Genomic DNA, 19,331 nt, shown 5'->3' on the forward strand with positions numbered 1-19,331 from the left:
AACCTCGCCGACGGTCCCCTTTCGACACCCGGGAGGACGGATGGCGCAGCCACGGATGCTGCCGCTGGCGGCCGGTGCGCTGCTGGCCGACGGCACCGTCCACACGCACACCTCGGTACGCGGCGACCTGGTCCCCGACCTGCATCCGGTGGTCCGGCGCTTCCTGCACGGGCTGCCTGTCGAGCAGCGCGAGCGCTACGCCGGCTGGTGCGCCGAGGCGGTGCTGATCTCCGACCGGCTCTACGCGGCCGAGGCCGGCGGACCACCGCTGGACGCCGCCCGGTCCCGCGCGCTGCTGTGGGGTGCCAAAGTCCGAGTGACCCGGGTACGGGAAGAAGGTGACCCGCGCCACGGCGAGGTTCAGCCGCCCTGCCGCTCCTGCGCCGCCCTGCTGGACTGGTTCGGTGTGGAGGCGCTGACATGAGCGAACGCTTTCCGTCCCCGGTGGCGCAGACCCTCACCGCCGCCGGCTGGTCGCCCGACCGCTCCGACGAGAGCCGGGGCCGCGAGTGGGGGCTGCGGATCGCCGCGCACGCGACACCCGGCGGCCGCCAGCACACCGTGACGGCCCGGGCGATCGAGGCGTACGCCGAGTTCGGCGGGCTGCGGGTGCGCCCGCAGGGTGAAGGTGAGCAGGTCGCACCGAGCGACTTCCACCTCGACCCGTTCCTGGTGCGGCACTCGGTGGAGACCCTCGCCGAACTGGCCGAGGCGATCGGCGCGCCGCTGAGCCCGCTGGGCGAGGAGGGCGACGGCACCGGCATCCTGGCCCTCGACCAGCACGGCCGGGTGTTCGTGCTGGACCACACCGGGGACTGGTTCCTCGGCGCGGATCTCGACGAGGCTCTGACCACGCTGGTGCTGGGTCGCCGGCCCGCACGGGTACGCGCGGACGGCACCTGGTGACCGGCTGGCAGCCGACCACGGCCGCCGAGCAGGCGCTGCTGGCCGCCGCCGAGGCCGACGACCGGGAAGGCTTCCTCACCGAACTCGTCGCCGGTCCGCTGCTGCTGCCCGTCTCGCCGGCTGCTGCGGCCGGACGGGAGACGATGGCGTGGCCGACCGCTCAGCACGAGGGCGTCACCCACGTGCTCGCGTACACCTCACCGGCGGCGATCGCCGCCGGAATGCCAGGCCGATCGGTGAGCTACCGGGTGTCGGGACTTGTCGACATCGCCGTCGAGTGGCCCGACGACGAATGGATGTTGGCGATCGACGCCGGACTGCCGATCGGCATCCGACTGACCGCCGACGAGCTTCGGGCCCTGACCGCGCCGGTCGTGGAGGCCGAGCGACCGCTCCGCGAGGCGGTCCGGCAGCAGGACCCGAACGCCCTGATGTCCGCCCTGCTCCGGACCGAGCTGGTGCTGCCGGTGGACCCGCAGGGTCCAGCGACGCGGGACCTGTCCGATCCGGAGTTCCCGTGGTGGACCCTCCCCGATGAGCAGGGCCGGGCCAGCCTGCCGGTGTTCAGCTCGGAAGCCCGTCTGCGGCAGGCACTCGGCGAACGTGACCTGGTGGTGGTCAGCAGCCTTCAGCTCACCGACCACTGGCCGGACCTCTCCTGGCAGCTGCTGCTCAACCCGGAGACGCCGCTGGCGGCGGCGCTCCCCGGCGAGGCGCTGCTGACGTTGCGCGACTGGCTCGGCGAGCTGCGACAGGTGATCAACGAGGCGGCCGAGCAGGAGCAGCTACGCCGCGACACGGCCAGGTATGCCGACCCGTCGACGGTGGGCGTTCCGGTGCCCCGTCCGGCATCGGAATCCGCCGCCGACGACGACGAGCCCGACCCCGCCGCACCGCTGCTGCTGCAACTTGTCATCCCGCACCGTTACCTGACGTCCTACCTGGACGACGGGTACGACCGGGCGGCCGGACTGGTGCACGCCTGGCACGGACCGGGACGGGACACGCCGACCCGGCTGTACCGACGGCTGGGGCTGCTCGGCGAGGGCTCTCCGTTCGAGGAGTCGGACGAGTGGGTGGCTGTGCTGCGCTGGCCCCCCGGCGAGGCGACACCCGAGGAGTGGGGTCAGGGGCAACCGCGGATGGAGTCGCTCGTCGTACCGGACGGAACCGAGCTGCACTGCCTGCACGCGGACGGCCGCGACGAGCTGCTGGCTCGCTTCGACGCCACCGGCCGTCGCTGGTCCCCGGCCTGACCCGGTCGGGTGCCAGCGACCGGTGGCGGTGCTGATCAGAGTGCCCTCGACGGCCCGCCGCGGGTCACCGCGCGACGCCGTCGGTCGGTTCAGCGACCGCGACCGGCGAACCAGGCTCGCGCTGGCGGGCTCTTGATCAGAACGAGCGACACGCCGGCCAGCCCACCCACGACCAGCGGCGTGACCATCGTCGGGTGATAACTGAGCTTGCCCTGCGCCAGCAGCGTGACGATGACGACGACGAAGAGCCCGAAGGTGAATCCGGCCGGCACGGCCAGTCCTGCCGCGTTGTCGCCGGTCCAGGCCATCAGGATCCCGAGTGATGCGAGCAGCACCACCAGCAACGCGATCGCGAGTACGCCCGCACCGATGCCCACCACCAGGATCTTGCCGAGCCCGTCTCCCTCGGCACGCAGCATCGCCCGGAAGAAGGCGACCCCGGCGATCAGCCAGATGATGATCGGCGGCACCATCAGCAGGACGGCGATGGTGACGACGACTGGTCGCCGGCGTGGCGCCGGCTCGGGGCCGCTGGGAGGGGTACCCGGGGCCGGGCCGAGGTTGGGGGACTGGCCGGCTGGCGCGGCTGACGACATGGCTGCCTCCTCGGGGCGATCTGCTCAGCCGGGCGGGCGTTGCCAGACCGCGTCATCGGTTCTGTCTGCGGGCTGACCGGTGCTGCCGGCCGGCGTCACCGGGCCTCCTGCCGCCGACGCGACAGGTCCGGGAACTGCCGACATCTCGTCCGGCGGATCCTGGTCGGCCGACTCCGCCTGGCGTTGGCGTGCGCGGCCCCGCAGCAGCATGACGGTGCCCACGGTCCCGCCGACGATGAGCAGGAGCACGGCGATGATCACCGCCCACACGAAGACCAGGATGCCGTCCTCGCGTTCGCGAGGGTCGGCCTGCCACGGCTCCAGACGAAAATCATCAGGTGCAGTATCGGTGCGGCGGGTGCCCCGGCCGTCCGGTTCACCTGTCAACGCCTGCCGGATGTCGAGGGCGCCCCATCCGTAGTGCAGGTCGTGGCCCGGCTCGCCCTCATCGCGAGTGGTCTCCAGCAGGCGCTGGAACATCTGGTAGCCGTTCAGGTCCGGATATTCGGCCTTCACCAACGCCAGCGCGCCGGAGACGATGGCCGTGCTGCTGCTGCTGCCGAGTCCGGTCTCGTAGCTGTTGCCGGGGACGGCCTGGACGATGTCCTCCCCCGGCGCGGCGATGTCGACCTGTTCGGCCGGCAGGGCGGCCTCCTTGCTGATCCTGCCGTTGCGGGCGGTGCCGTTGACAGCCATGGCGCTCCGGTGCGAGGCCGGGCTGGCAATTATCGAATCCTTTCGGTTGCCGACGGACGCGACGACGATCACGTTTCGCTGGTAGGCCCGTTCGACGGCTCGGTTCAGCTCGTCGTTGAAGCTGCTGGACAGCGAGACGTTTATGATGTCGGCGCCGTGGTCGACCGCCCAGTTGATCCCCGCGGCGATGGCGGTCGGCTGGATCAGCGGGCTCCGCTCGCTCTTGATGGTCACCGGAAGGATCTTGGCTTTCGGGGCGATGCCGAGCACGCCGTCGCGCTTGCCCGGCCCGTGCCCGTGACCGGCGATCAACGAAGCCATGGCGGTGCCGTGGCCCACTCGGTCGACCCGGCCCTTGGCGTCGTCGTCGTAGAAGTCGACTCCGGGCAGTACGTTGTCCTTGAGGTCCTGGTGCTTCGCGTCCACCCCGGTGTCGATCACCGCCACCACCACACCCTCACCCTGAGTGATTTTGTGTAGCTCGGGTATCTCCAGGGCCTTCAGGTGCCACGATTTGTCCCTTGTGGCATCGGCCAGGGCGGGTGCCGCAGGCAGCCCCACGGTCGCCAGGACACTCGCGGCGGCGATCGCCAAGATGGCTGCCGGTCGGGCGAGGACACGCATGCCCGTCTACCTTCCTCTGTCGGGCCATAGCCGGGACGGCCAGGTTGGACGGTCACTGCATGGTACGGGCCGGCCACCCAGGGTTGGGTGACCGGCCCGCACACGGTCAGCTCTGGCCGAGCGTCCTGCCCTGCTCCCGGGGGCGGTGCTCCGTCGGGGCCTCCACGACGCCGACCGCTGACGACTCGGTGACCCAGAGTTCGTCGTCGCCGTCGCCGTACTCCCAGGTCTCCGGGTCACCGTCGCGCGGCGCACCCTTACGCGGAGCCGGGGTGGTCGGGCCACCGCGTCGGCCAACCAGCGAGGGAGCCGGTCCGGTGGTCGGCGCGGGTCGGCCGGTGCCCGCCCCGGCGCGTCCGCTCAGATCGGGCCGGGCGCCGGCGGTGCTCCCGCCGGTCACCGGCTTGCCGGCCGCCGGCTTGCCGGGCGTGGACTTGCCGGTCAGCGGCGAACCGGCCTTGGGCGGCGTGCCCGGCGTGGCACCCCGCTGACCGCCGAGGCTCGGTGGAGGTGCGGCGGGACGCCCGGGGGTGGCACCGCGCTGACCCGGGCGGGCGGTGGAGCCGGGCAGACGTGGGCTGGACGGCGGTGGGGCGGCCGCAGTGCCTGGCCGGCCGCCCAGACCCGGCCGACCTCGGCCACCGCCGGGAGCGCCGCCGCCGGTGTTGCCGGGCAGGGTCGGGCGGTTCGGCGCGGCGCCTCGCCGGCCACCGCCGGGTGCCCCGGACCCACTGCCCGGGCCGCCGGCACCGGGCAGGGTGGGCCGGTTGGGTCCCGGCCCACGACCGCCGGGCGCGCCGGGACCGCCCGCACCCGGCAGGGTGGTCCGTGGTGCGTTGGGTCGCGCTGAATTCGGTGCGGTCAGGCCGGGGTTGCCCGGTCGCGGCCCGGGTGGCGCCACCGGCGGCACCACCGGACCGGGCGTCACGGGGGCGTTGGGTGCGGTGGTCACCGGCGGCGCGGTCGGCGGTGGTGCGACCGGCGCGGCGGCGCCACCGGCCAGACCGACGCCTTCCGGAAGGCCGGGCGGCGGCGGTGGTGCCGAGCCGGTCGGCCCGTCCCCCGCGCCAGGTTGATTCGGCAGGTCCGGCCGGTTGGGCATACCCGGGCGGTTCGGAGGGGCACCGTTGACGGGTGCGCCGGGCGGGGGTGCTCCCGGAGCGCCCGGGCCGGGCACGTTGGACGGATTGGTGATGACCGCGTCCGTCGGGCCCTTGAACTTCCCACCCCGGGAGATGTTGGAGATGTAGACGTCGATGTAGAGGTCCGCCAGCGGCTTGGTGATGTTCTTGGCGCGCTGGTGGTACTCGTTCTGCACGTCCTCGTACGACTTGGCGTCGTTGCCGGTGACGCCGGGGACCCAGTCGACGAGGTCGACCGGCTGGAAGCCTTTGTCGTTGGTCCGGCGCTCCCCCTGCCGGATCTGCTCGGCCCGGTACTCCTCCCAGAGCGTCTTCATCTCCCGCTGAGCAGTACCGATCTTGCTGGCGAGCTGGTCCAGGCCGGTGGCGTTGTTGCTGGCCACCTCCTTCCACTCGTCGAGCGAGTGCAGCGTGGCGCCCACGCGGGACATGAAGACCCGCGCTGCGGGCGACTGCCAGCGAGCGTCCAGGGAGTCGGCGTGGCGCTTGAGGTTGTCCCGAGTGGTCTGCAGCAGGCTCGCCGCTCGCCGCCACATGTCGGCGAGTGCTGTCGTCCGCTCGTCACTCTCCTTGCGGACGTACTCCCACATCTGCTCGATGTTTACCGAGTCCCAGGCCGTGGGCTCGTACGGCGTGGCCCCGGCGGCCCGCTCGGCCGCGTAGTCGTCCGTCACGCCGGCGTACATCGGGTAGCTGACCGGCTGCCAGCCGTAGTAGTCCTCGCTCATCCCCGCTCCTCAGGCCCTCGCCCGGACACCGTCATCGGAGATCCGACTGGTTCAGCCGGAGATCTTCGCCGTGCATGCGCTCGCCGTCACCGTGGATCACGTACCTGCCGGAGCCCTCACCGACGACCTCCGACTGCGCCCACGCCGGAGTCTCCTCGCGCTGCTCCCCGGTCGGGCAGGAGTCCAGGCCGTAGTAAGGGTTCATCGGCTCCGGGTTCAGCGCCGCCTCCGGCACCGAGTCCGACGGGTTCTCCGCGCCCTCCTGCCATCGGCCGCTGAGAGTGTCCTGACCACCGACGGCGGAGAAGGCGTTGTAGACGTCCTCGTTCGTGGCCTGGGCCAGCGCGTCACCGGTCAGGTACTCCGCCGAGATGGACATGGCGGCCACGCTCAGGGCGGTGAGTCCCTTCATCACGTCGCCCATCAGGTTGGAGATGGCCATCCGGCTCTCGTCGTGCCGACCCCGGAAGAACGCCGCCTCCTTCATCCCGCCGCCGCCGAACGGCGCTTGCACGGTCAGCATGGGCCGGAGGCCATTGTCAAAACTGGGCTGGAAGTTCTGCTCCATTTCCTTCTGGATGGCCAGCGCGAAATCCTTCAGCTGCTGGATGTCGACGTCGATCTGTTCGTCGACGAGCCACTCGTCGCCCATGTTCCCTCCCCCGTTCGCTCACACGATGCCGGCGCGGCTGCTTCCTCCTCCGACGTGTCGGGGGTCATGCAGCCGCGCACCGTAAATCCACTCTGGCCGACAGTAGCCTGATCGGGCAACCCCGTACCGGGCTCAGGAGCGCGGCGGAAGATGCACCAGCTGCACCAACCGGGTACCGCCACGCCGGGACACCAGCCAGCCCCGACCCGGTGGCAGCGGCCCGGGCCGGACGGTGCCGAGCAGCACCCCCTCGTCCCGGTTGCCGGACATCACGATGCCCGGTGTGCTGATCTCCCGAAGCCGCATCAGCACCGGCTCGTAGAGCGCCCGACTGGCACCGCCGGTACGCCGGGCGATGACCACGTGCAGGCCGATGTCCCGAGCCTGGGGCAGAAACTCCAGTAGCGGCGTCAGCGGATTGCTGCCGGCGCCGGCCACCAGGTCGTAGTCGTCAACAAGCACGTACAGGTCGGGGCCCTTCCACCAGTCGCGGGCCCGCAACCGTTCGGCGTTGATGTCCGGCGGCGGCAGCCGGTCGCGCATCACCGCGGCCACCTCGGAGATGATGCTCTCGGTCACCTGTGCGGTCGAGCCGTACCCGATCAGATGCGGCGTGTCGATGTCGCCGAGCAGGCTACGCCGGTAGTCGACGAGCACCAGCCGGGCCTCGGTCAGCTCGTTGCGGTCGACGATCGTCTGCGCCAGGGCGCGCAGGAAGGTGCTCTTGCCCGACTCGCCGTCGCCGAACAGGATGAAGTGCGGGTCGGCGGCGAAGTCCACCTGCACCGGCTGAAGGTCCACCTCGGCGATACCGATCGGGATGCCCGGGCGGCCGGTGTTCGGCAGGCTGCCGTAGGGCACCACCGGTGGCAGCAACCGGATCGGCGGCGCTCCCGGCCCCTGCCAGGCGGCGGCCAGATCGGTGACCAGCTTCCGCGCGCCCTCGGGCAGGCTCTCCGCCTCCTGCGCGCTGTCCGCTCGCGGCAGCGCCGCCAGGAACTGCTGCCCGTCCGGCGTGATACCCCGGCCCGGTGATTTCTCCGGCACGTTCATCGCCGCCCGTCGGTCCAGGTTGGAGTCGCTGGCGTCGGCCAGCCGCAGCTCCAGCCGGGTGCCGAAGACGTCCCGGACCGCCGGCCGCAGGTCCATCCAGCGACTTGCGGTCACGATCAGATGGATGCCGAAGGACAGCCCCCGGTTGGCGATGTCGTTGATCGTCGGTTCCAGGTCCTCGAACTCCGCCCGCAGCGTCGCCCAACCGTCGATGACCAGGAAGACGTCGCCGAACGGGTCGTCGTCGTGCTGGCCATGCCGCCGTGCCCGCCGGTACTCGGCCATCGAGTCCACGCCGCGCTCGGCGAATCGCCGCTCCCGCTCGCCCATCAGCAGTTGCAGCTCGGCGACGGTACGCCGGACCAGGCCGGCGTCGAGGCGGGTAGCCACCGAGCCGACGTGCGGCAGGTCGCGCAGCGACGACAGCGCGCTGCTGCCCAGGTCGAGGCAGTAGACCTGGGTCTCCCGCGGGGTGTGGGTCAGCGCCAGGGCGGTCACGACCGTCCGCAGCAGGGTGCTCTTGCCGCTCTGCGGGCCGCCGACGATTACCGCGTGGCCGGCCGAACCGGCCAGGTCGAACCAGAGCACGTCGCGGCGCTGGTCGAAGGGCTTGTCGACGATGCCGACCGCCACCTGCAACTCGCCGAGCAGCCCGGCGTGCGCGACGGTGATGCCACGGGCGGGATCGGCGGTCATCGGTGGCAGCAGCTGATCCAACGTCGGCGGTTCGGCCAGCGGGGGAAGCCACACCTGATGCGCGGGCTTGCCCCGACCGGCGAGCCGACCGACCAGGATGTCCAGCACACTCTCGCCCACCCCGTCGGTCGGTTCCGGTGCCACCTCCTCCTTGGGCGCACGGGTCACCGGCGGGGCGACGTATGTGGTGGTGTACTCGCGGACCCGGTCCTCGCCGTCGCCGGCCGCGACCGCCGCCGCGGTCTTGCTGCGGTAGGTGCCGGAAACGTACGCGGCCTTGAACCGGATCAGCGGCTCGGTGCCGAACCGCAGGTACCCGTGGCCCGGCGACCGGGGCAGCTCGTACGCGTCGGTGGCCCCCAGCACCACCCGGGACTCCATCGCGGAGAAGGTCCGCAGACCGATCCGGTACGACAGGTGGGTGTCGAGCCCGCGCAGCCGACCCTCCTCCAGGCGCTGGCTGGCCAGCAGCAGGTGCACGCCGAGCGAGCGACCGACCCGGCCGATCTGCACGAACATGTCGATGAAGTCGGGCTTCGCGGTCAGCAGCTCGGAGAACTCGTCACAGATGATGAGCAGGCTCGGCAGCGGGGACAGCGGTGCGCCCGCCGCCCGGGCCTTCTCGTAGTCCCGCTGCGAGGCGTAGTTACCGGCCGCCCGGAGCAGTTCCTGCCGACGGACCAACTCGCCGTTGATGGAGTCGGTCATCCGGTCCACAAGCGGCAGCTCGTCGGCCAGGTTGGTGATCACCGCGCTGGTGTGCGGCAGGCCGTCCAGCCGGGTGAAGGTGGCACCACCCTTGAAGTCGACAAGGACGAAGTTGAGGCTCTCCGAGGAGTGCGTCGCCGCCAACGCCAACACCAGGGTGCGCAGCAGCTCGGACTTGCCGGAACCGGTCGCGCCGATGAGGAGCCCGTGCGGCCCCATGCCGTCCTGCGCAGACTCCTTGAGGTCCAGCTCCACCGGCCCGCCGTCGGCACCCACCCCGATCGGCACCCGCAGCTTGTCGCGGTTGGGGCGCGGCTGCCACGCCCGGTCCACGTCGAACTCGTACGGATCGCCGATGTCGAGCAGCTCGGCCAGGCCCAGCTCGGTGGTGAGCGGAGTGTCACCGCTGCCCCGGGAGGCGGCGGAGAGGCGCAGCGGGGCCAGTTGCATGGCCAACGCCTCAAGCTCGGCCACCCGGCAGTCGTCGGCCCGGCCGATCTCGGCCGGACCATCCACGGTGATGCTGTGCAACCGACGGTCCGCCGTCACCTCCAGCACCAGGCGCGCCCGATCCAGCAGGCGCGGCGCCGGAGTGGACAGGTCGAGCAACGTGACACCCTCCACACCGCCCTCGGTCATCAAATGATCCGAACCGGCGGTGTCGCCACCGTCGATGACCACAAGCACGTGCGGCCCGGCGACCTGCGGCGTACCGCCACTGGCGTTGAACCGGGGCCGACTGGCCAGCACGTCGTCGAGCATCGCCTCCAGGCCGGTCACCGAGGCTGCCACCAGGCGCAGCTGGCCGAGCGCGTCGGTGCGTGACGGGTGCAGGGCGTGCGGCAGCCACTTCGTCCATTCCCAGTCGGCCCGCCGGTCCGGCGCCACGCAGATCGCCACGAGCATGTCGTCGGGTGCATGGAACGCGGTGGCCTGGGCGAGCACCGCCCGGACCATGCCCCGGGCGGCGTCGGTGTCGCCGCGCAGGTGCACCCGGGCGAATCCGTTCAGCGCCATGGTCACCGGCAGGTCCGGCACCTCGCCGTACGTGGTGAGGAACCGGCGCAGCGCGAGCGCGCACATCGGTTCCAGCTTCTCCAGCGACGTGGCCGGCGGCGGCACCAGCGGAGTCGCCAGTTCCTGCGGCCCCAGGCCGATGCGGACGGTGGCGAAATCCACGTCGCCGCGCCGGCGTTCCCACAGTCTGGGCCCAAGCGGCAGGGACCAGAGGACATCCGGATCCGGGTGCCGGTAGAAGGCCGCCTCCCGCTGCTTGCGGATCGTCTTGAGTACGCGGCGCCGCTGGCGGGACAGATGCGTCATGTAGTCGCGGCGCTTTTGCAGCATCTCCTGCTTGCCCGGTCCGCCGGAGTTGTTGGCCAGCTGTGACCCGAGCATCCCGATGGCCGAGAGTCCGAACAGGCCACCGGTGACGTAGCCGAGGGTCGACCCGCCCCGGCCGGCGAACATCAGGGCCATCGCGAACGAGCCGGCGAGCATCGGCAGCAGCATCAGCATCTGCCCCCACGCTTTACCGCTCGGTGCGGGCACCTCGGGCGGCGCGTCCAGCAGCACCTCGCCGGAGGGATACTCCGGCTCCGGCTGGCGGGCGGGTCGCTTGACGACCACCGTGCTCACGTGACAGACCTCCGTCGCCTCTCCTGGGTCTGGTGCGCCGCGGTGAACCGCCCCCCGCGTCACCGGCACATGGTAGGTAGCCTTTGCCCGTCAGGACAGCCGCGGGCCGTCGGCCCGCTCCTCGTACCGAGGGGTCTTTAGTGGTCACCCAGGCCGGAACCGGACTCGCGCGCATCGCCGTCGTCGCTCCCAACCGACGGTTGGACCTCGCCCTGCCCGAGCACCTGCCGCTCGTCGGGCTGCTACCCGCCGTGCTGCGACAGGCCGACGAGGAACCGTCGGACGGCACCAGCCACGGCGGCTGGATGCTGCGGCGAAGCGACGGCAGCGCTGTCGAACTGACCCGTACGCTGGCCGCGCAGAACGTTCGTGACGGCGAGACGCTGCACCTGGTGCCACGGCGCACCGAGTGGCCGGAGCTGGCGTACGACGACCTGATGGAGGCCGTCGCCGACGGTGCCCGACGCCGCGGGGTGGCCTGGAGCCCGTTCGCGACCCGGCTGACCGGCCTGATCGTGGCCGGCGTGCTGCTCCTGCTCGGTCTGGTCGTGATCGTGACGTCCGAGCAGCCCGGCTGGCTCGGTGGTGCGGTGGCCCTCGGCGCGGCCGGTCTGCTGCTGGTCTGCGGGATCGTGCTGTCCCGGGCGATGGCCGACTCACTCGCCGGCGCGGTCGTCGCCGCCGCCGGCCTGCCCTACGCCTTCGTCGGCGGCGTGCTGGTGATCGGCACCGGCGAATCGGTCTGGGCGCTCGGCGCCCCGCACGTGCTGCTCGGCTCGGCGGTGCTGCTCCTCTCCGGGCTGCTCGGGCTGCTCGGGGTCGGCGACGCGACCAGGGTCTTCGTGGCCGCGGTCTTCGTCGGCTTCTGGGGGATGGTCGGCGGCCTGATCGCCCTCGGCTCGATGGACGCCGCCCAAGGCAGCGCGATAGTGGTCGGTGCGGTGGCGTTGCTGCTGCCGGCCATGCCGCTGCTCTCCGTACGGCTCGGGAAGATGCCGATGCCGGCGCTGCCGCGCACCGCCGCGGACCTGCTCCGCGACGAGCCGCAGCCGAAGCGTGAAGTGATCTACCAGGCCACCGCCCGGGCCGACGAGGTCTTCACCGGCATGGTCTTCGGGGCGTTCGTCGTCACCATCGCCGGCCTGATCGTGCTCACCGCGACCGGCACGCTCTCCGCGCTGCTGCTCGCCGGCATCATCTCGCTCGGCTACCTGCTGCGCGCCCGACTGGTGTCGACGGTCCGGCACCGGGTGCCGATGCTCGCCGTCGGTCTGGTGGGCCTGGGCCTGCTACCCCTGGTCGGTGCGGCCGACGCGTCGACCGGCGCCCGGGTGCTGGCCGTGCTGCCGGTGGCCCTGGTCGCGGCCGGGCTGTCGGCCGCAGCCGGGCTCGCCTACAGCCGGCGCGCCCCGTCGCCCCGACTGGCCCGGCTCGGCGACATGTTCGACATCCTGCTCCAACTGGCCGTGGTGCCGGTCGCGTGCAGCGTGCTCGGCCTGTACGCGTTCATGCGGGCTCTCAACGGCTGACGTCCCCTCACCAGTCGCGGTCGCTGGCCTCGGACATCTCGTTACCTCTGATCAGGTTGACGATGGCGGAATCGATGTCCGGGCCGACGAAGAAGTCGTCGGCCCAGTGCAACATGAACACGCGACCCTGCGCGTCGACGACCAACTCGGACGGCCCGTCCTCGTTGTTGCCGAGCGGAAACACAGGATTCTCGAAGTCCTCCGAGAAGCCGTGCGCCTTATCGGTTACCACCCCACCCAGTGTGGGGTGGATAAAGCTGGTGTAACCCCCGCCCGGCTCCCCGTGGCCACCGAACTGCGGCAACCGCAGGCCACCGAATTCGACAAGCGCGGCGCGTGCGACAGGTGAGCATTCAAGCCCGGCCAGATCGTCGGCGAAGCGCACCATCCAGTGGTTCACCGCGGAGGTAACATCTCTTCCGGGATACCAGCCTGCCTTTTCCAACACGTACCGCACGTCGGGCGGAAAACGCCCCTCAGCGGCCCGGTGCTGCGTGTACTCCTCCGCAACCAGTGACGGCGGCAGCGAGCGCCACTGGGACACCTCGCCGGTCTCCCGATCGACGACGGCTCGGGGATAGCCGGTTGCAGACGGCGGGGCGGGCGGTCCTTCAGTGGGGGCCACGGGCGGAAGAACGCGCCAGACGACGTAGCCGAGGTCGAACTCGTACAGGTCCACTTCGGGTGCCGGCCCGGGCTTGCCCGCACCGGCCCACTCGCGGGCGATGGCCAGGGCCTCGTCGCGGCTGATTATCGAAGACTCCTCGGGCTTGCCGCATTGATTGACGGCGGCCACGGTGGCGCTACGTCGGCGGTCAGGCCAGGTTCACCAGTCGCGGTCGCTGGCCTCAGCCATCGGGCCGCCCCGGATTAGCTTGACGATGGCGGAATCGATGTCCGGGCCGACGAAGAAGTCGTCGGCCCAGTGCAACATGAACACCCGCCCCTGCGCGTCGGCTACCAGTTCGGACGGTCCGTCCTCGTTGTTGCCGATCGGGTAGACTGGGTTGTCGAACTCCTCGGCGAATTCGCGGGCCGCCTCCGTGACCACACCGCCAAGCGTAGGGTGGATGAAACTCATGAAGCCGCCGCCCAAGCGGCCGCTCCGGCCGAATTGAGGCAGTTGAAGGCCGCCGAACTCGATTAGTGCGCCCCGGGCGACGGGCGAGCACTCAAGCCCGGCCAGTTCGTCGGCGAAGCGGACCATCCAGTGGTTCACCGCGGATGTCACGTCTCTGCCGGGAAACCACCCAGCCCGGTCCAGTACTTGCCGCACGTCAGGGGGAAAGCGGCCCTCGGCTGCGCGGTAAAATGCGTACTCTTCGGCCACCAGGGGTGCGGACAACGCGGTCCATTGGGAAACCTCACCGGTCTCGCGGTCGATGACCGCCAGGGGATATCCCGTCGACGGTGGCGGCACGGGTACACCGTCGACGACGGCTGTTTCCGGAAGAACGCGCCAGACGACGTAGCCGAGGTCGAACTCGTACAGGTCCACTTCGGGCGCCGGCCCGGGCTTACCCGTACTGGCCCACTCGCGGGCGATGGCAAGAGCCTCGTCGCGGCTGATCATCGAAGGGCTTTTCGGATCATCCCCTCCGTTCGCCACAGCCGCGGGCTTGTACGGCGTCGACGGCCGGGCAGGATCACCAGTCGCGGTCATGGGCCTCGGCCATGGGACCCCCGCGAATCAGCTTGACGATGGCGGAGTCGATGTCCGGTCCGACGAAGAAGTAATCGGCCCAGTGCAGCATGAACACGCGGCCCTGCGCATCGGCGACCAGCTCGGATGGTCCGTCCTCGTTGTTGCCGATCGGATAGACCGGGTTGTGGAACTCCTCGGCGAAGTCGCGGGCCGCCTCCGTGACCACACCACCGCGAGTGGGGTGGATGAAGCTCATAAAGCCGGCGCCTGGACGGCCACTCCGACCGAACTGGGGGAGCCGTAAGCCGCCGAATTCCACAAGGGCGGCCCGTACGACGGGTGGGCATTCAAGCCCGGTCAGTTCATCGGCGAAGCGGACCATCCAGTGATCGACTGCCGCGCTTGCATCGCGGCCGGGAAACCAACCGGCCTCGTCCAGCACGTACCGCACGTCGGGCGGGAAGCGTCCCTCGGCGGCCCGGCGCTGCGCGTACCGCTCGGCGATGGTCTGCCACGGCAGCGAGGGCCACTGGGAAACCTCGCCGCTTTCCCGGTCGATGACGGCCCGGGGATACCCGGTGGACGGGGGCGGCATGGGCGGACCGTTTGTCGCAGCGGCGACAGGTTCGACGAGACAGGCGACGTAACCGAGATCAAATTCGAACAGGGTCACCTCGAATGCGGCACGGCGCTCGTCGGCCCACTCGCGGGCGATGGCCAGGGCCTCGTCGCGGCTGATCATCGAAGGACTCCTCGGGCTGCCGTCGTCGGTTCCGCCGGCCAACGCCGGATGCGGGCACCGGGCGGCTCGACGCCGTGCCTATGGTAGGCACCGCGGTCCGGAGTTCGTGACCGTGCCGGCGTACGCCAGGGGAGGGGTGCCATGCCGTCGCGGCGGGATCAGGTCCAGTCGTACCAGTTCTTCGTCCAGCGGATGACCTCCGCGCTGGTGGCGCGCGAGCCCGATCCGGAGGCGGCACCGTTCCGCCGGCTGGGTGGAGCCGGCTTCGCCAGCGTCATGGTGGCCGTGCTTTTTCTAGCCGCGGTGGGGGTCTACGGCCTGCTGCGTCCCGGCGGGGCGACCAAATGGAAGGAGGGCGGTGCGGTCATCCTGGAGAAGGAGACCGGCACCCGCTACCTGTACCGGGAGGGTCGGCTGCACCCGGTGCTCAACTACGCTTCCGCCCTGCTCGCCATGGAGACGGCGGCACCGACCATCTCGGTCTCCCGGAACTCTCTTGTCGGGACCCCGCGCGGCCCACGGATCGGCATCCCGTTCGCTCCGGACGCGCTGCCCCCGGCCGGCCGCATCCTGGACGGGCCGTGGACGCTCTGCACCCAGCCGGCTCGTAACGCGGCCGGCGGTATCGTCGCCACCACCGTGCTCACCGTCGGGCGGGCACCCGGTGGCGGGCGGGAACCAGGCGACAGCGCGTTGCTGGTTCGTGACCGCAAGACAGAACGGTTGCACCTGGTCTGGCACGACCACCGGTACGAGATCCGCAGCGAGAAGATCGTGCTGGAGGGCCTCACCATGAGCGCCGAGCCGGTGGTGGAGGTCGGCGGGGCGTGGCTGAACGCGTTGCCGGCCGGAGAGCCGATCGCACCCCGACGGGTGGCCGATCGGGGGACACCCTCGACCGCTCTGCCGGACGCCCGCATCGGTCAGGTCTTCGTGGTGGAGAGCCAGGGCGGCAGCCGGCAGTACTACCTCGCCGAACGGTCGAGGCTGGTGCCGATCACACCTCTTCAAGCGGACGTGGTGCTGGCCGACGGGGAGACACAATTGGCGTATCCGGGAGAGGCACGGCCCTACCCGATCGAACTGGCCGCCGGCGCCGCTGCCGCCGCACCCAAGGCGGCCGCGCCGGCCCAGGGGCGGCATCGCGCGCCGGACCAGCGGCCGGAGATCGCCCGGTTGTCCGGCGACCAGCCCGCGATCTGCGCGGCCTACCAACCGGATGCGGACGAGCCGACGCTGCTGCTCGACGCACAGGTCCAACCGGTACGTGAACCGGTACGCACCGGTGAGCAGACCGGTGACGGCATCCCGCTGGCCGATCGGGTCGTCATCGAGCCGGGTCACGGCGTCCTGGTCGCCGCGGTCTCCTCCCCTGACCAGGAGGCGGGCACCCTCAACCTGGTCACCGATCTGGGCCACCGCTACCCGCTGGCCTCCGAGGGCGTTCCCGCCATCCTCGGCTACGCGGGTGTGCAACCGGTACGGCTGCCCGCCAGTCTGGTGGTCCGCCTGCCCGCAGGACCGGTGCTCGACCCGACCACGGCGAAACTCGCCCTCGACCCGGAATGACCTGACCAGCCACAATGGAGATGCGGAACGAGTCACGGTCTAGCGCGGGCTGGACACGACCCGTTACCGTTCGTACGACGATGGTGCGCGAGCACCGACTGACAGGACGCCCCGGTGAATCGGGGCGATCAATTGAGGACGGGGGTGACTTCCGCCATGTCGATGAACACCGACACCGGCTTGATGCTGAAGACCGAAGGTGACGTCGATGCCGTCGCCGATCGGCTCACCGGCAACCTCAACTCGCTGATGGACCAGCTCGCTCCGCTGTACGACCAGTGGAGGGGCGCTGGTGCCGGTTCCTTCCAGCAGGTGCGTGAGCGGTTCGACCAGGACATGGCCCGGCTCAACGTCGCGCTGCGGGCGATCGCCGAGGCGGTCGGGTCTGCCGGTAAGGACTACGACGTCAGTGACGAGGAGATCCGGGCCGACATGGATGGCGCGGGTGCCACCGCCGGTCAGATCACCGCGGCGCTGAAGCTCTGACGGGGGAGAAGACTCATGACGGAGATTCGGTACAACTTCGCCGGGCTGAACGCCGCGGCCGACAGTTGCAACGGTGCGGTGCGGAACATGACCGGAGAGCTGGACGGGCTCAAGTCCGGCATCGCGCCGCTGCTGGCCACCTGGGACGGTGACGCCAAAGAGGCGTACTTCCAGCGGCAGTCCGAGTGGGAGTCGGCCGCCAACGACCTTCGTGACCTGCTCGGTCGGATCGAGAAGGCGCTACGCGAGTCGGCCGCGAAGATGCAGGCCCGTGAGGCGGCGAACCGCGCGAAGTTCGGCGGCTGAAACCTGGACCCGCAGTACCGATGGCCCGGCCCGCGCCGGGCCATCGTCGTCTGTGCCGCAAGCAGCGGTCACCGTCCGAGGTGTTCCGCCTACTCCACTGTCACCCGCGCGGCATCGAGTTCGGTACCCGGAAGAAGATCTCCTCGGGCTCGTCGATCTCGGGATGGGTCGGCGGCGGCGCCGACGGGCGGGTGGGCCGCCACCGTGTGCGGCGACCGCGTGGCAGCAACGTGGCAAGCACCGCGACCCCGACCGCCAGCGCGGCAAGCCCGAGGCCGATCCAGAGGGCCAGCCGACCGAACAGCGCCCAGCGCTCCGCGCGCGCCTGCGCCGCTGCGTCGTACGGCACGTCGGGCAGCGGAGGTTGAGCCACCGGCGCCCCTGTGGTCAGCCGTTCGGTGACCGCCCGGTACGGGTTCACCACCCCGCTGCCGTAGCCGCGCGTGGCGTCGCCCCGGGCCGGATCGGCGGTGGCCAGTATTCGTCGGGTGACTTCCCGGGCCGACAGATTGGGCTCCGCCGCGCGGACAAGTGCGGCGGTCGCACTCACCATCGGGGCGGCGAAACTGGTGCCGTCGTAGGCTCCGTGTCCGAACAGCCGGGTAGCGGCTACCACCGCACCGCCCGGGGCGCTGATGTCCACGTACGGCCCGATCTGGGACTGCCGGATCCGGGCGCCGTACTGATCGATGGCGCCTACGCCGATCACGCCGTCGTAGGCCGCGGGGTAGGGCACCGGATCAGGGCGAGCGCCGTCCTGATGCTTGTTGCCGGCGGCGGCGACAAGCACGACGTCCTTCTCCAGGGCGTAGCGCACGGCCTGCTCCACGTCGCGGTCCGGCTGGTAGAGCGTCACCGACAGGTTGATCACATCGGCGCCGTCATCGACCGCGTACCGGATCGCCTGGGCGAAGACGGCGCCGGTGACGGTGTCGCCCCCAGCGCCCGGGCCGTCGTTGGCGTTGCGTTCACTGACCCGTACCGGCACGATCGTGACATCCGGGGCGAGGCCGTGAAAGCCGACGCCGTCCTGCCGGCCGGCGGCGATGATGCTGGCCACGGCGGTGCCGTGGGACACGCAGTCCACGTCGCCTCCGGCGGTGCCGCGCAGGGCGTCGAAGCCGCTGGTCACCCGACCGGCCAACTGGGGGTGGCTGCTGTCGGTGCCGGAGTCGATCACCGCGACCCGCACGCCGGAGCCGGTGCTGAACGGCCACACCCGCTGCGGGGCGAGCCACCGCTGGTGCCAGGGCGTCTCGGTGTTGACCTCTCCCGGATCGCTCGGATTATCGCAAATCGCCGGTGCGGCAGCCGCCTGGCTCGCGAAGGGAATCGTCAACACCGTGGCCAACAGCGTGCCCACCAGCGCGAACGTCGCCACAGGACGGTCCCGGAACATGTCTGCGCGCCTCCCGTCAACCGATCCCGCTGCATCCTAGCGGCGGGTGGCCTCCAGACCGGGCACCCCGATGTCGTGCCCATTCAGTATGGTCGAGTTGTCACGCCCGGGCGTGGGCGGCGGATGGGACCTGCGCGGGGAGGAACACGCCATGGACGTACAGGCGCTGCGCGCCCGTGCCGACGAGCTGATGGCGCAGTTCGAGCGGATGCGCTCCGGCGTCGGCGATCTGCAGCAACAGCTCAAGACGGTGAAGGCCACGGTCACCTCCGAAGACGGCCTGGTCACCGTGACGGTCGGTCCTCGTGGTCAGGTGACGAAGGTCGAGTTCGATCCGCGCATCTACCGCCGGCCCAACTCGAAGGAGCTTTCCGCCACGGTCACCGAGACGATCCGGCGGGCGACCGAGCAGGCGATGGCCGAGGTCGAGAAGCTGGTCCGACCGTTCGTACCGGACAGTCAGTTCCAGGCCTACATCGATCACGATCTCGACGGCATCTTCCGTCAGTTGGACAGCGAACTGCCCGGGGAGGAGAGGCGATGAGCGAGCTGCGCGAGACCTTCGTCAAGCCCGACGCTGCCCTGGAGGGCGCAAACGAACTCGGCGCGGCCGGCGCTCGGCTCGCTACCACCTGGCAGAACCTCGCGGCGACCATCGGGACCCTGAACGGAGACCGGCCCTGGGGTGACGACGAGCCGGGCAACGAGTTCAACAAGAACTACCTCGGTGGCGACGATCAGCCGGCGCAGCGGGTCCTCGACCTCGCCGCGGATCTCGTGCCGCTGGTCGAGGTGCTGGGACCCACCGTCAAGGGGGCGGTCGAGGGCACCGTCGACACCGACGACATGGTCAAGACGCTGTTCGGCGGCGACGACAAGTAGCAGCTCGCCCGCTACGGGTCGACATCGGACAGAGGGGCTTTCGGGGTGGCGATACCCAATCCCAGGAACTCGCTGGGC

The 19,331-nt window shown here is 70.8% G+C and carries 18 protein-coding genes; 9 read left to right on the forward strand and 9 right to left on the reverse strand.

Annotated features, from left to right (window positions below; all coding sequences use genetic code 11):
- Window positions 1-40: 40 nt before the first annotated feature.
- From AB0I71_RS27105 to AB0I71_RS27115, 3 genes are read left to right on the forward strand one after another with little or no spacing between them, the layout of a single operon-like run.
- Window positions 41-424 carry a YwqJ-related putative deaminase gene (locus AB0I71_RS27105; RefSeq protein WP_357589264.1) on the forward strand — a complete coding sequence of 128 codons (384 nt, stop codon included), beginning with the start codon at window positions 41-43 and terminating at the stop codon, window positions 422-424.
- The gene (locus AB0I71_RS27110) at window positions 421-906 is read left to right on the forward strand and encodes an SUKH-3 domain-containing protein (protein WP_357589266.1); all 486 of its coding nucleotides are present in this window, start codon (window positions 421-423) and stop codon (window positions 904-906) included. Before AB0I71_RS27105 ends, AB0I71_RS27110 begins: the two co-directional genes overlap by 4 nt.
- Window positions 900-2,162: an SseB family protein gene (locus AB0I71_RS27115; protein ID WP_357589302.1), complete on the forward strand. Its 1,263-nt coding sequence runs from the start codon at window positions 900-902 to the stop codon at window positions 2,160-2,162. Before AB0I71_RS27110 ends, AB0I71_RS27115 begins: the two co-directional genes overlap by 7 nt.
- Window positions 2,163-2,251: 89 nt before the next feature.
- On the opposite strand, the gene AB0I71_RS27120 is transcribed toward AB0I71_RS27115, so the two are convergent.
- The 5 genes from AB0I71_RS27120 to eccCa all read right to left on the reverse strand — a co-directional run bounded on the left by AB0I71_RS27120 (window position 2,252) and on the right by eccCa (window position 10,695).
- On the reverse strand, window positions 2,252-2,758 hold the full coding sequence (locus AB0I71_RS27120; RefSeq protein WP_357589268.1) for a hypothetical protein: 507 nt from the start codon (window positions 2,756-2,758) through the stop codon (window positions 2,252-2,254).
- A gap of 24 nt (window positions 2,759-2,782) precedes the next feature.
- A complete protein-coding gene (mycP, locus tag AB0I71_RS27125) occupies window positions 2,783-4,078 on the reverse strand; it encodes a type VII secretion-associated serine protease mycosin (RefSeq protein WP_357589270.1) in 1,296 nt (431 codons plus the stop codon).
- A gap of 106 nt (window positions 4,079-4,184) precedes the next feature.
- Window positions 4,185-5,948, reverse strand: coding sequence for a hypothetical protein (locus tag AB0I71_RS27130; RefSeq protein WP_357589272.1), 1,764 nt, complete (start codon window positions 5,946-5,948; stop codon window positions 4,185-4,187).
- A gap of 31 nt (window positions 5,949-5,979) precedes the next feature.
- The gene (locus AB0I71_RS27135; protein WP_357589274.1) at window positions 5,980-6,600 is read right to left on the reverse strand and encodes a hypothetical protein; all 621 of its coding nucleotides are present in this window, start codon (window positions 6,598-6,600) and stop codon (window positions 5,980-5,982) included.
- 132 nt (window positions 6,601-6,732) lie between these two features.
- Window positions 6,733-10,695 (reverse strand): type VII secretion protein EccCa, encoded by a 3,963-nt coding sequence (gene eccCa, locus AB0I71_RS27140; protein ID WP_357589276.1) that lies wholly within the window; start codon window positions 10,693-10,695, stop codon window positions 6,733-6,735.
- Window positions 10,696-10,835: 140 nt separating this feature from the next.
- Between eccCa and eccD the strand changes: the two genes are divergently transcribed.
- The gene (gene eccD, locus AB0I71_RS27145; RefSeq protein WP_357589278.1) at window positions 10,836-12,224 is read left to right on the forward strand and encodes a type VII secretion integral membrane protein EccD; all 1,389 of its coding nucleotides are present in this window, start codon (window positions 10,836-10,838) and stop codon (window positions 12,222-12,224) included.
- A gap of 7 nt (window positions 12,225-12,231) precedes the next feature.
- On the opposite strand, the gene AB0I71_RS27150 is transcribed toward eccD, so the two are convergent.
- The 3 genes from AB0I71_RS27150 to AB0I71_RS27160 form a co-directional block, all read right to left on the reverse strand.
- The gene (locus AB0I71_RS27150) at window positions 12,232-12,978 is read right to left on the reverse strand and encodes an SUKH-3 domain-containing protein (protein WP_357589304.1); all 747 of its coding nucleotides are present in this window, start codon (window positions 12,976-12,978) and stop codon (window positions 12,232-12,234) included.
- A gap of 72 nt (window positions 12,979-13,050) precedes the next feature.
- Window positions 13,051-13,797: an SUKH-3 domain-containing protein gene (locus tag AB0I71_RS27155; protein ID WP_357589280.1), complete on the reverse strand. Its 747-nt coding sequence runs from the start codon at window positions 13,795-13,797 to the stop codon at window positions 13,051-13,053.
- 73 nt (window positions 13,798-13,870) lie between these two features.
- Complete coding sequence (locus tag AB0I71_RS27160; protein ID WP_357589282.1) at window positions 13,871-14,611, reverse strand: SUKH-3 domain-containing protein; 741 nt, start codon at window positions 14,609-14,611, stop codon at window positions 13,871-13,873.
- A 141-nt stretch (window positions 14,612-14,752) separates the two neighbouring features.
- Between AB0I71_RS27160 and eccB the strand changes: the two genes are divergently transcribed.
- The 3 genes from eccB to AB0I71_RS27175 all read left to right on the forward strand — a co-directional run bounded on the left by eccB (window position 14,753) and on the right by AB0I71_RS27175 (window position 16,972).
- Window positions 14,753-16,180, forward strand: a complete 1,428-nt coding sequence (gene eccB / locus AB0I71_RS27165; protein ID WP_357589284.1) for a type VII secretion protein EccB — start codon at window positions 14,753-14,755, stop codon at window positions 16,178-16,180.
- Window positions 16,181-16,336: 156 nt separating this feature from the next.
- A complete protein-coding gene (locus tag AB0I71_RS27170) occupies window positions 16,337-16,666 on the forward strand; it encodes a WXG100 family type VII secretion target (protein WP_204008955.1) in 330 nt (109 codons plus the stop codon).
- A gap of 15 nt (window positions 16,667-16,681) precedes the next feature.
- A complete protein-coding gene (locus AB0I71_RS27175) occupies window positions 16,682-16,972 on the forward strand; it encodes a WXG100 family type VII secretion target (protein ID WP_357589286.1) in 291 nt (96 codons plus the stop codon).
- A gap of 100 nt (window positions 16,973-17,072) precedes the next feature.
- Here the strand turns inward: AB0I71_RS27175 and mycP (AB0I71_RS27180) are convergent, their stop codons facing one another.
- A complete protein-coding gene (mycP, locus tag AB0I71_RS27180) occupies window positions 17,073-18,371 on the reverse strand; it encodes a type VII secretion-associated serine protease mycosin (protein WP_357589288.1) in 1,299 nt (432 codons plus the stop codon).
- A 151-nt stretch (window positions 18,372-18,522) separates the two neighbouring features.
- On the opposite strand from mycP (AB0I71_RS27180), the gene AB0I71_RS27185 reads away from it, so the two are divergent.
- Both AB0I71_RS27185 and AB0I71_RS27190 read left to right on the forward strand, forming a co-directional pair.
- Entirely contained in the window at window positions 18,523-18,915 is a 393-nt protein-coding gene (locus AB0I71_RS27185; protein ID WP_099852692.1) for a YbaB/EbfC family nucleoid-associated protein, read from the forward strand.
- The gene (locus AB0I71_RS27190) at window positions 18,912-19,253 is read left to right on the forward strand and encodes a hypothetical protein (protein WP_357589290.1); all 342 of its coding nucleotides are present in this window, start codon (window positions 18,912-18,914) and stop codon (window positions 19,251-19,253) included. Before AB0I71_RS27185 ends, AB0I71_RS27190 begins: the two co-directional genes overlap by 4 nt.
- Window positions 19,254-19,331: the final 78 nt, after the last annotated feature.

Source organism: Micromonospora sp. NPDC049891, assembly GCF_040660295.1.
Classification (GTDB): domain Bacteria; phylum Actinomycetota; class Actinomycetes; order Mycobacteriales; family Micromonosporaceae; genus Micromonospora.

Excerpts from the sequence above, each read along its gene's own strand:
- AB0I71_RS27105 (WP_357589264.1), top strand. The coding sequence starts at position 41 with ATGGCGCAGCCACGGATGCTGCCGCTGGCGGCCGGTGCGCTGCTGGCC.
- AB0I71_RS27110 (WP_357589266.1), top strand. The coding sequence starts at position 421 with ATGAGCGAACGCTTTCCGTCCCCGGTGGCGCAGACCCTCACCGCCGCC.
- AB0I71_RS27120 (WP_357589268.1), bottom strand. The coding sequence starts at position 2,758 with ATGTCGTCAGCCGCGCCAGCCGGCCAGTCCCCCAACCTCGGCCCGGCC.
- mycP (WP_357589270.1), bottom strand. The coding sequence starts at position 4,078 with ATGCGTGTCCTCGCCCGACCGGCAGCCATCTTGGCGATCGCCGCCGCG.
- AB0I71_RS27130 (WP_357589272.1), bottom strand. The coding sequence starts at position 5,948 with ATGAGCGAGGACTACTACGGCTGGCAGCCGGTCAGCTACCCGATGTAC.
- AB0I71_RS27135 (WP_357589274.1), bottom strand. The coding sequence starts at position 6,600 with ATGGGCGACGAGTGGCTCGTCGACGAACAGATCGACGTCGACATCCAG.
- AB0I71_RS27155 (WP_357589280.1), bottom strand. The coding sequence starts at position 13,797 with ATGATCAGCCGCGACGAGGCTCTTGCCATCGCCCGCGAGTGGGCCAGT.
- AB0I71_RS27160 (WP_357589282.1), bottom strand. The coding sequence starts at position 14,611 with ATGATCAGCCGCGACGAGGCCCTGGCCATCGCCCGCGAGTGGGCCGAC.
- eccB (WP_357589284.1), top strand. The coding sequence starts at position 14,753 with ATGCCGTCGCGGCGGGATCAGGTCCAGTCGTACCAGTTCTTCGTCCAG.
- AB0I71_RS27170 (WP_204008955.1), top strand. The coding sequence starts at position 16,337 with ATGTCGATGAACACCGACACCGGCTTGATGCTGAAGACCGAAGGTGAC.
- AB0I71_RS27175 (WP_357589286.1), top strand. The coding sequence starts at position 16,682 with ATGACGGAGATTCGGTACAACTTCGCCGGGCTGAACGCCGCGGCCGAC.
- mycP (WP_357589288.1), bottom strand. The coding sequence starts at position 18,371 with ATGTTCCGGGACCGTCCTGTGGCGACGTTCGCGCTGGTGGGCACGCTG.
- AB0I71_RS27185 (WP_099852692.1), top strand. The coding sequence starts at position 18,523 with ATGGACGTACAGGCGCTGCGCGCCCGTGCCGACGAGCTGATGGCGCAG.
- AB0I71_RS27190 (WP_357589290.1), top strand. The coding sequence starts at position 18,912 with ATGAGCGAGCTGCGCGAGACCTTCGTCAAGCCCGACGCTGCCCTGGAG.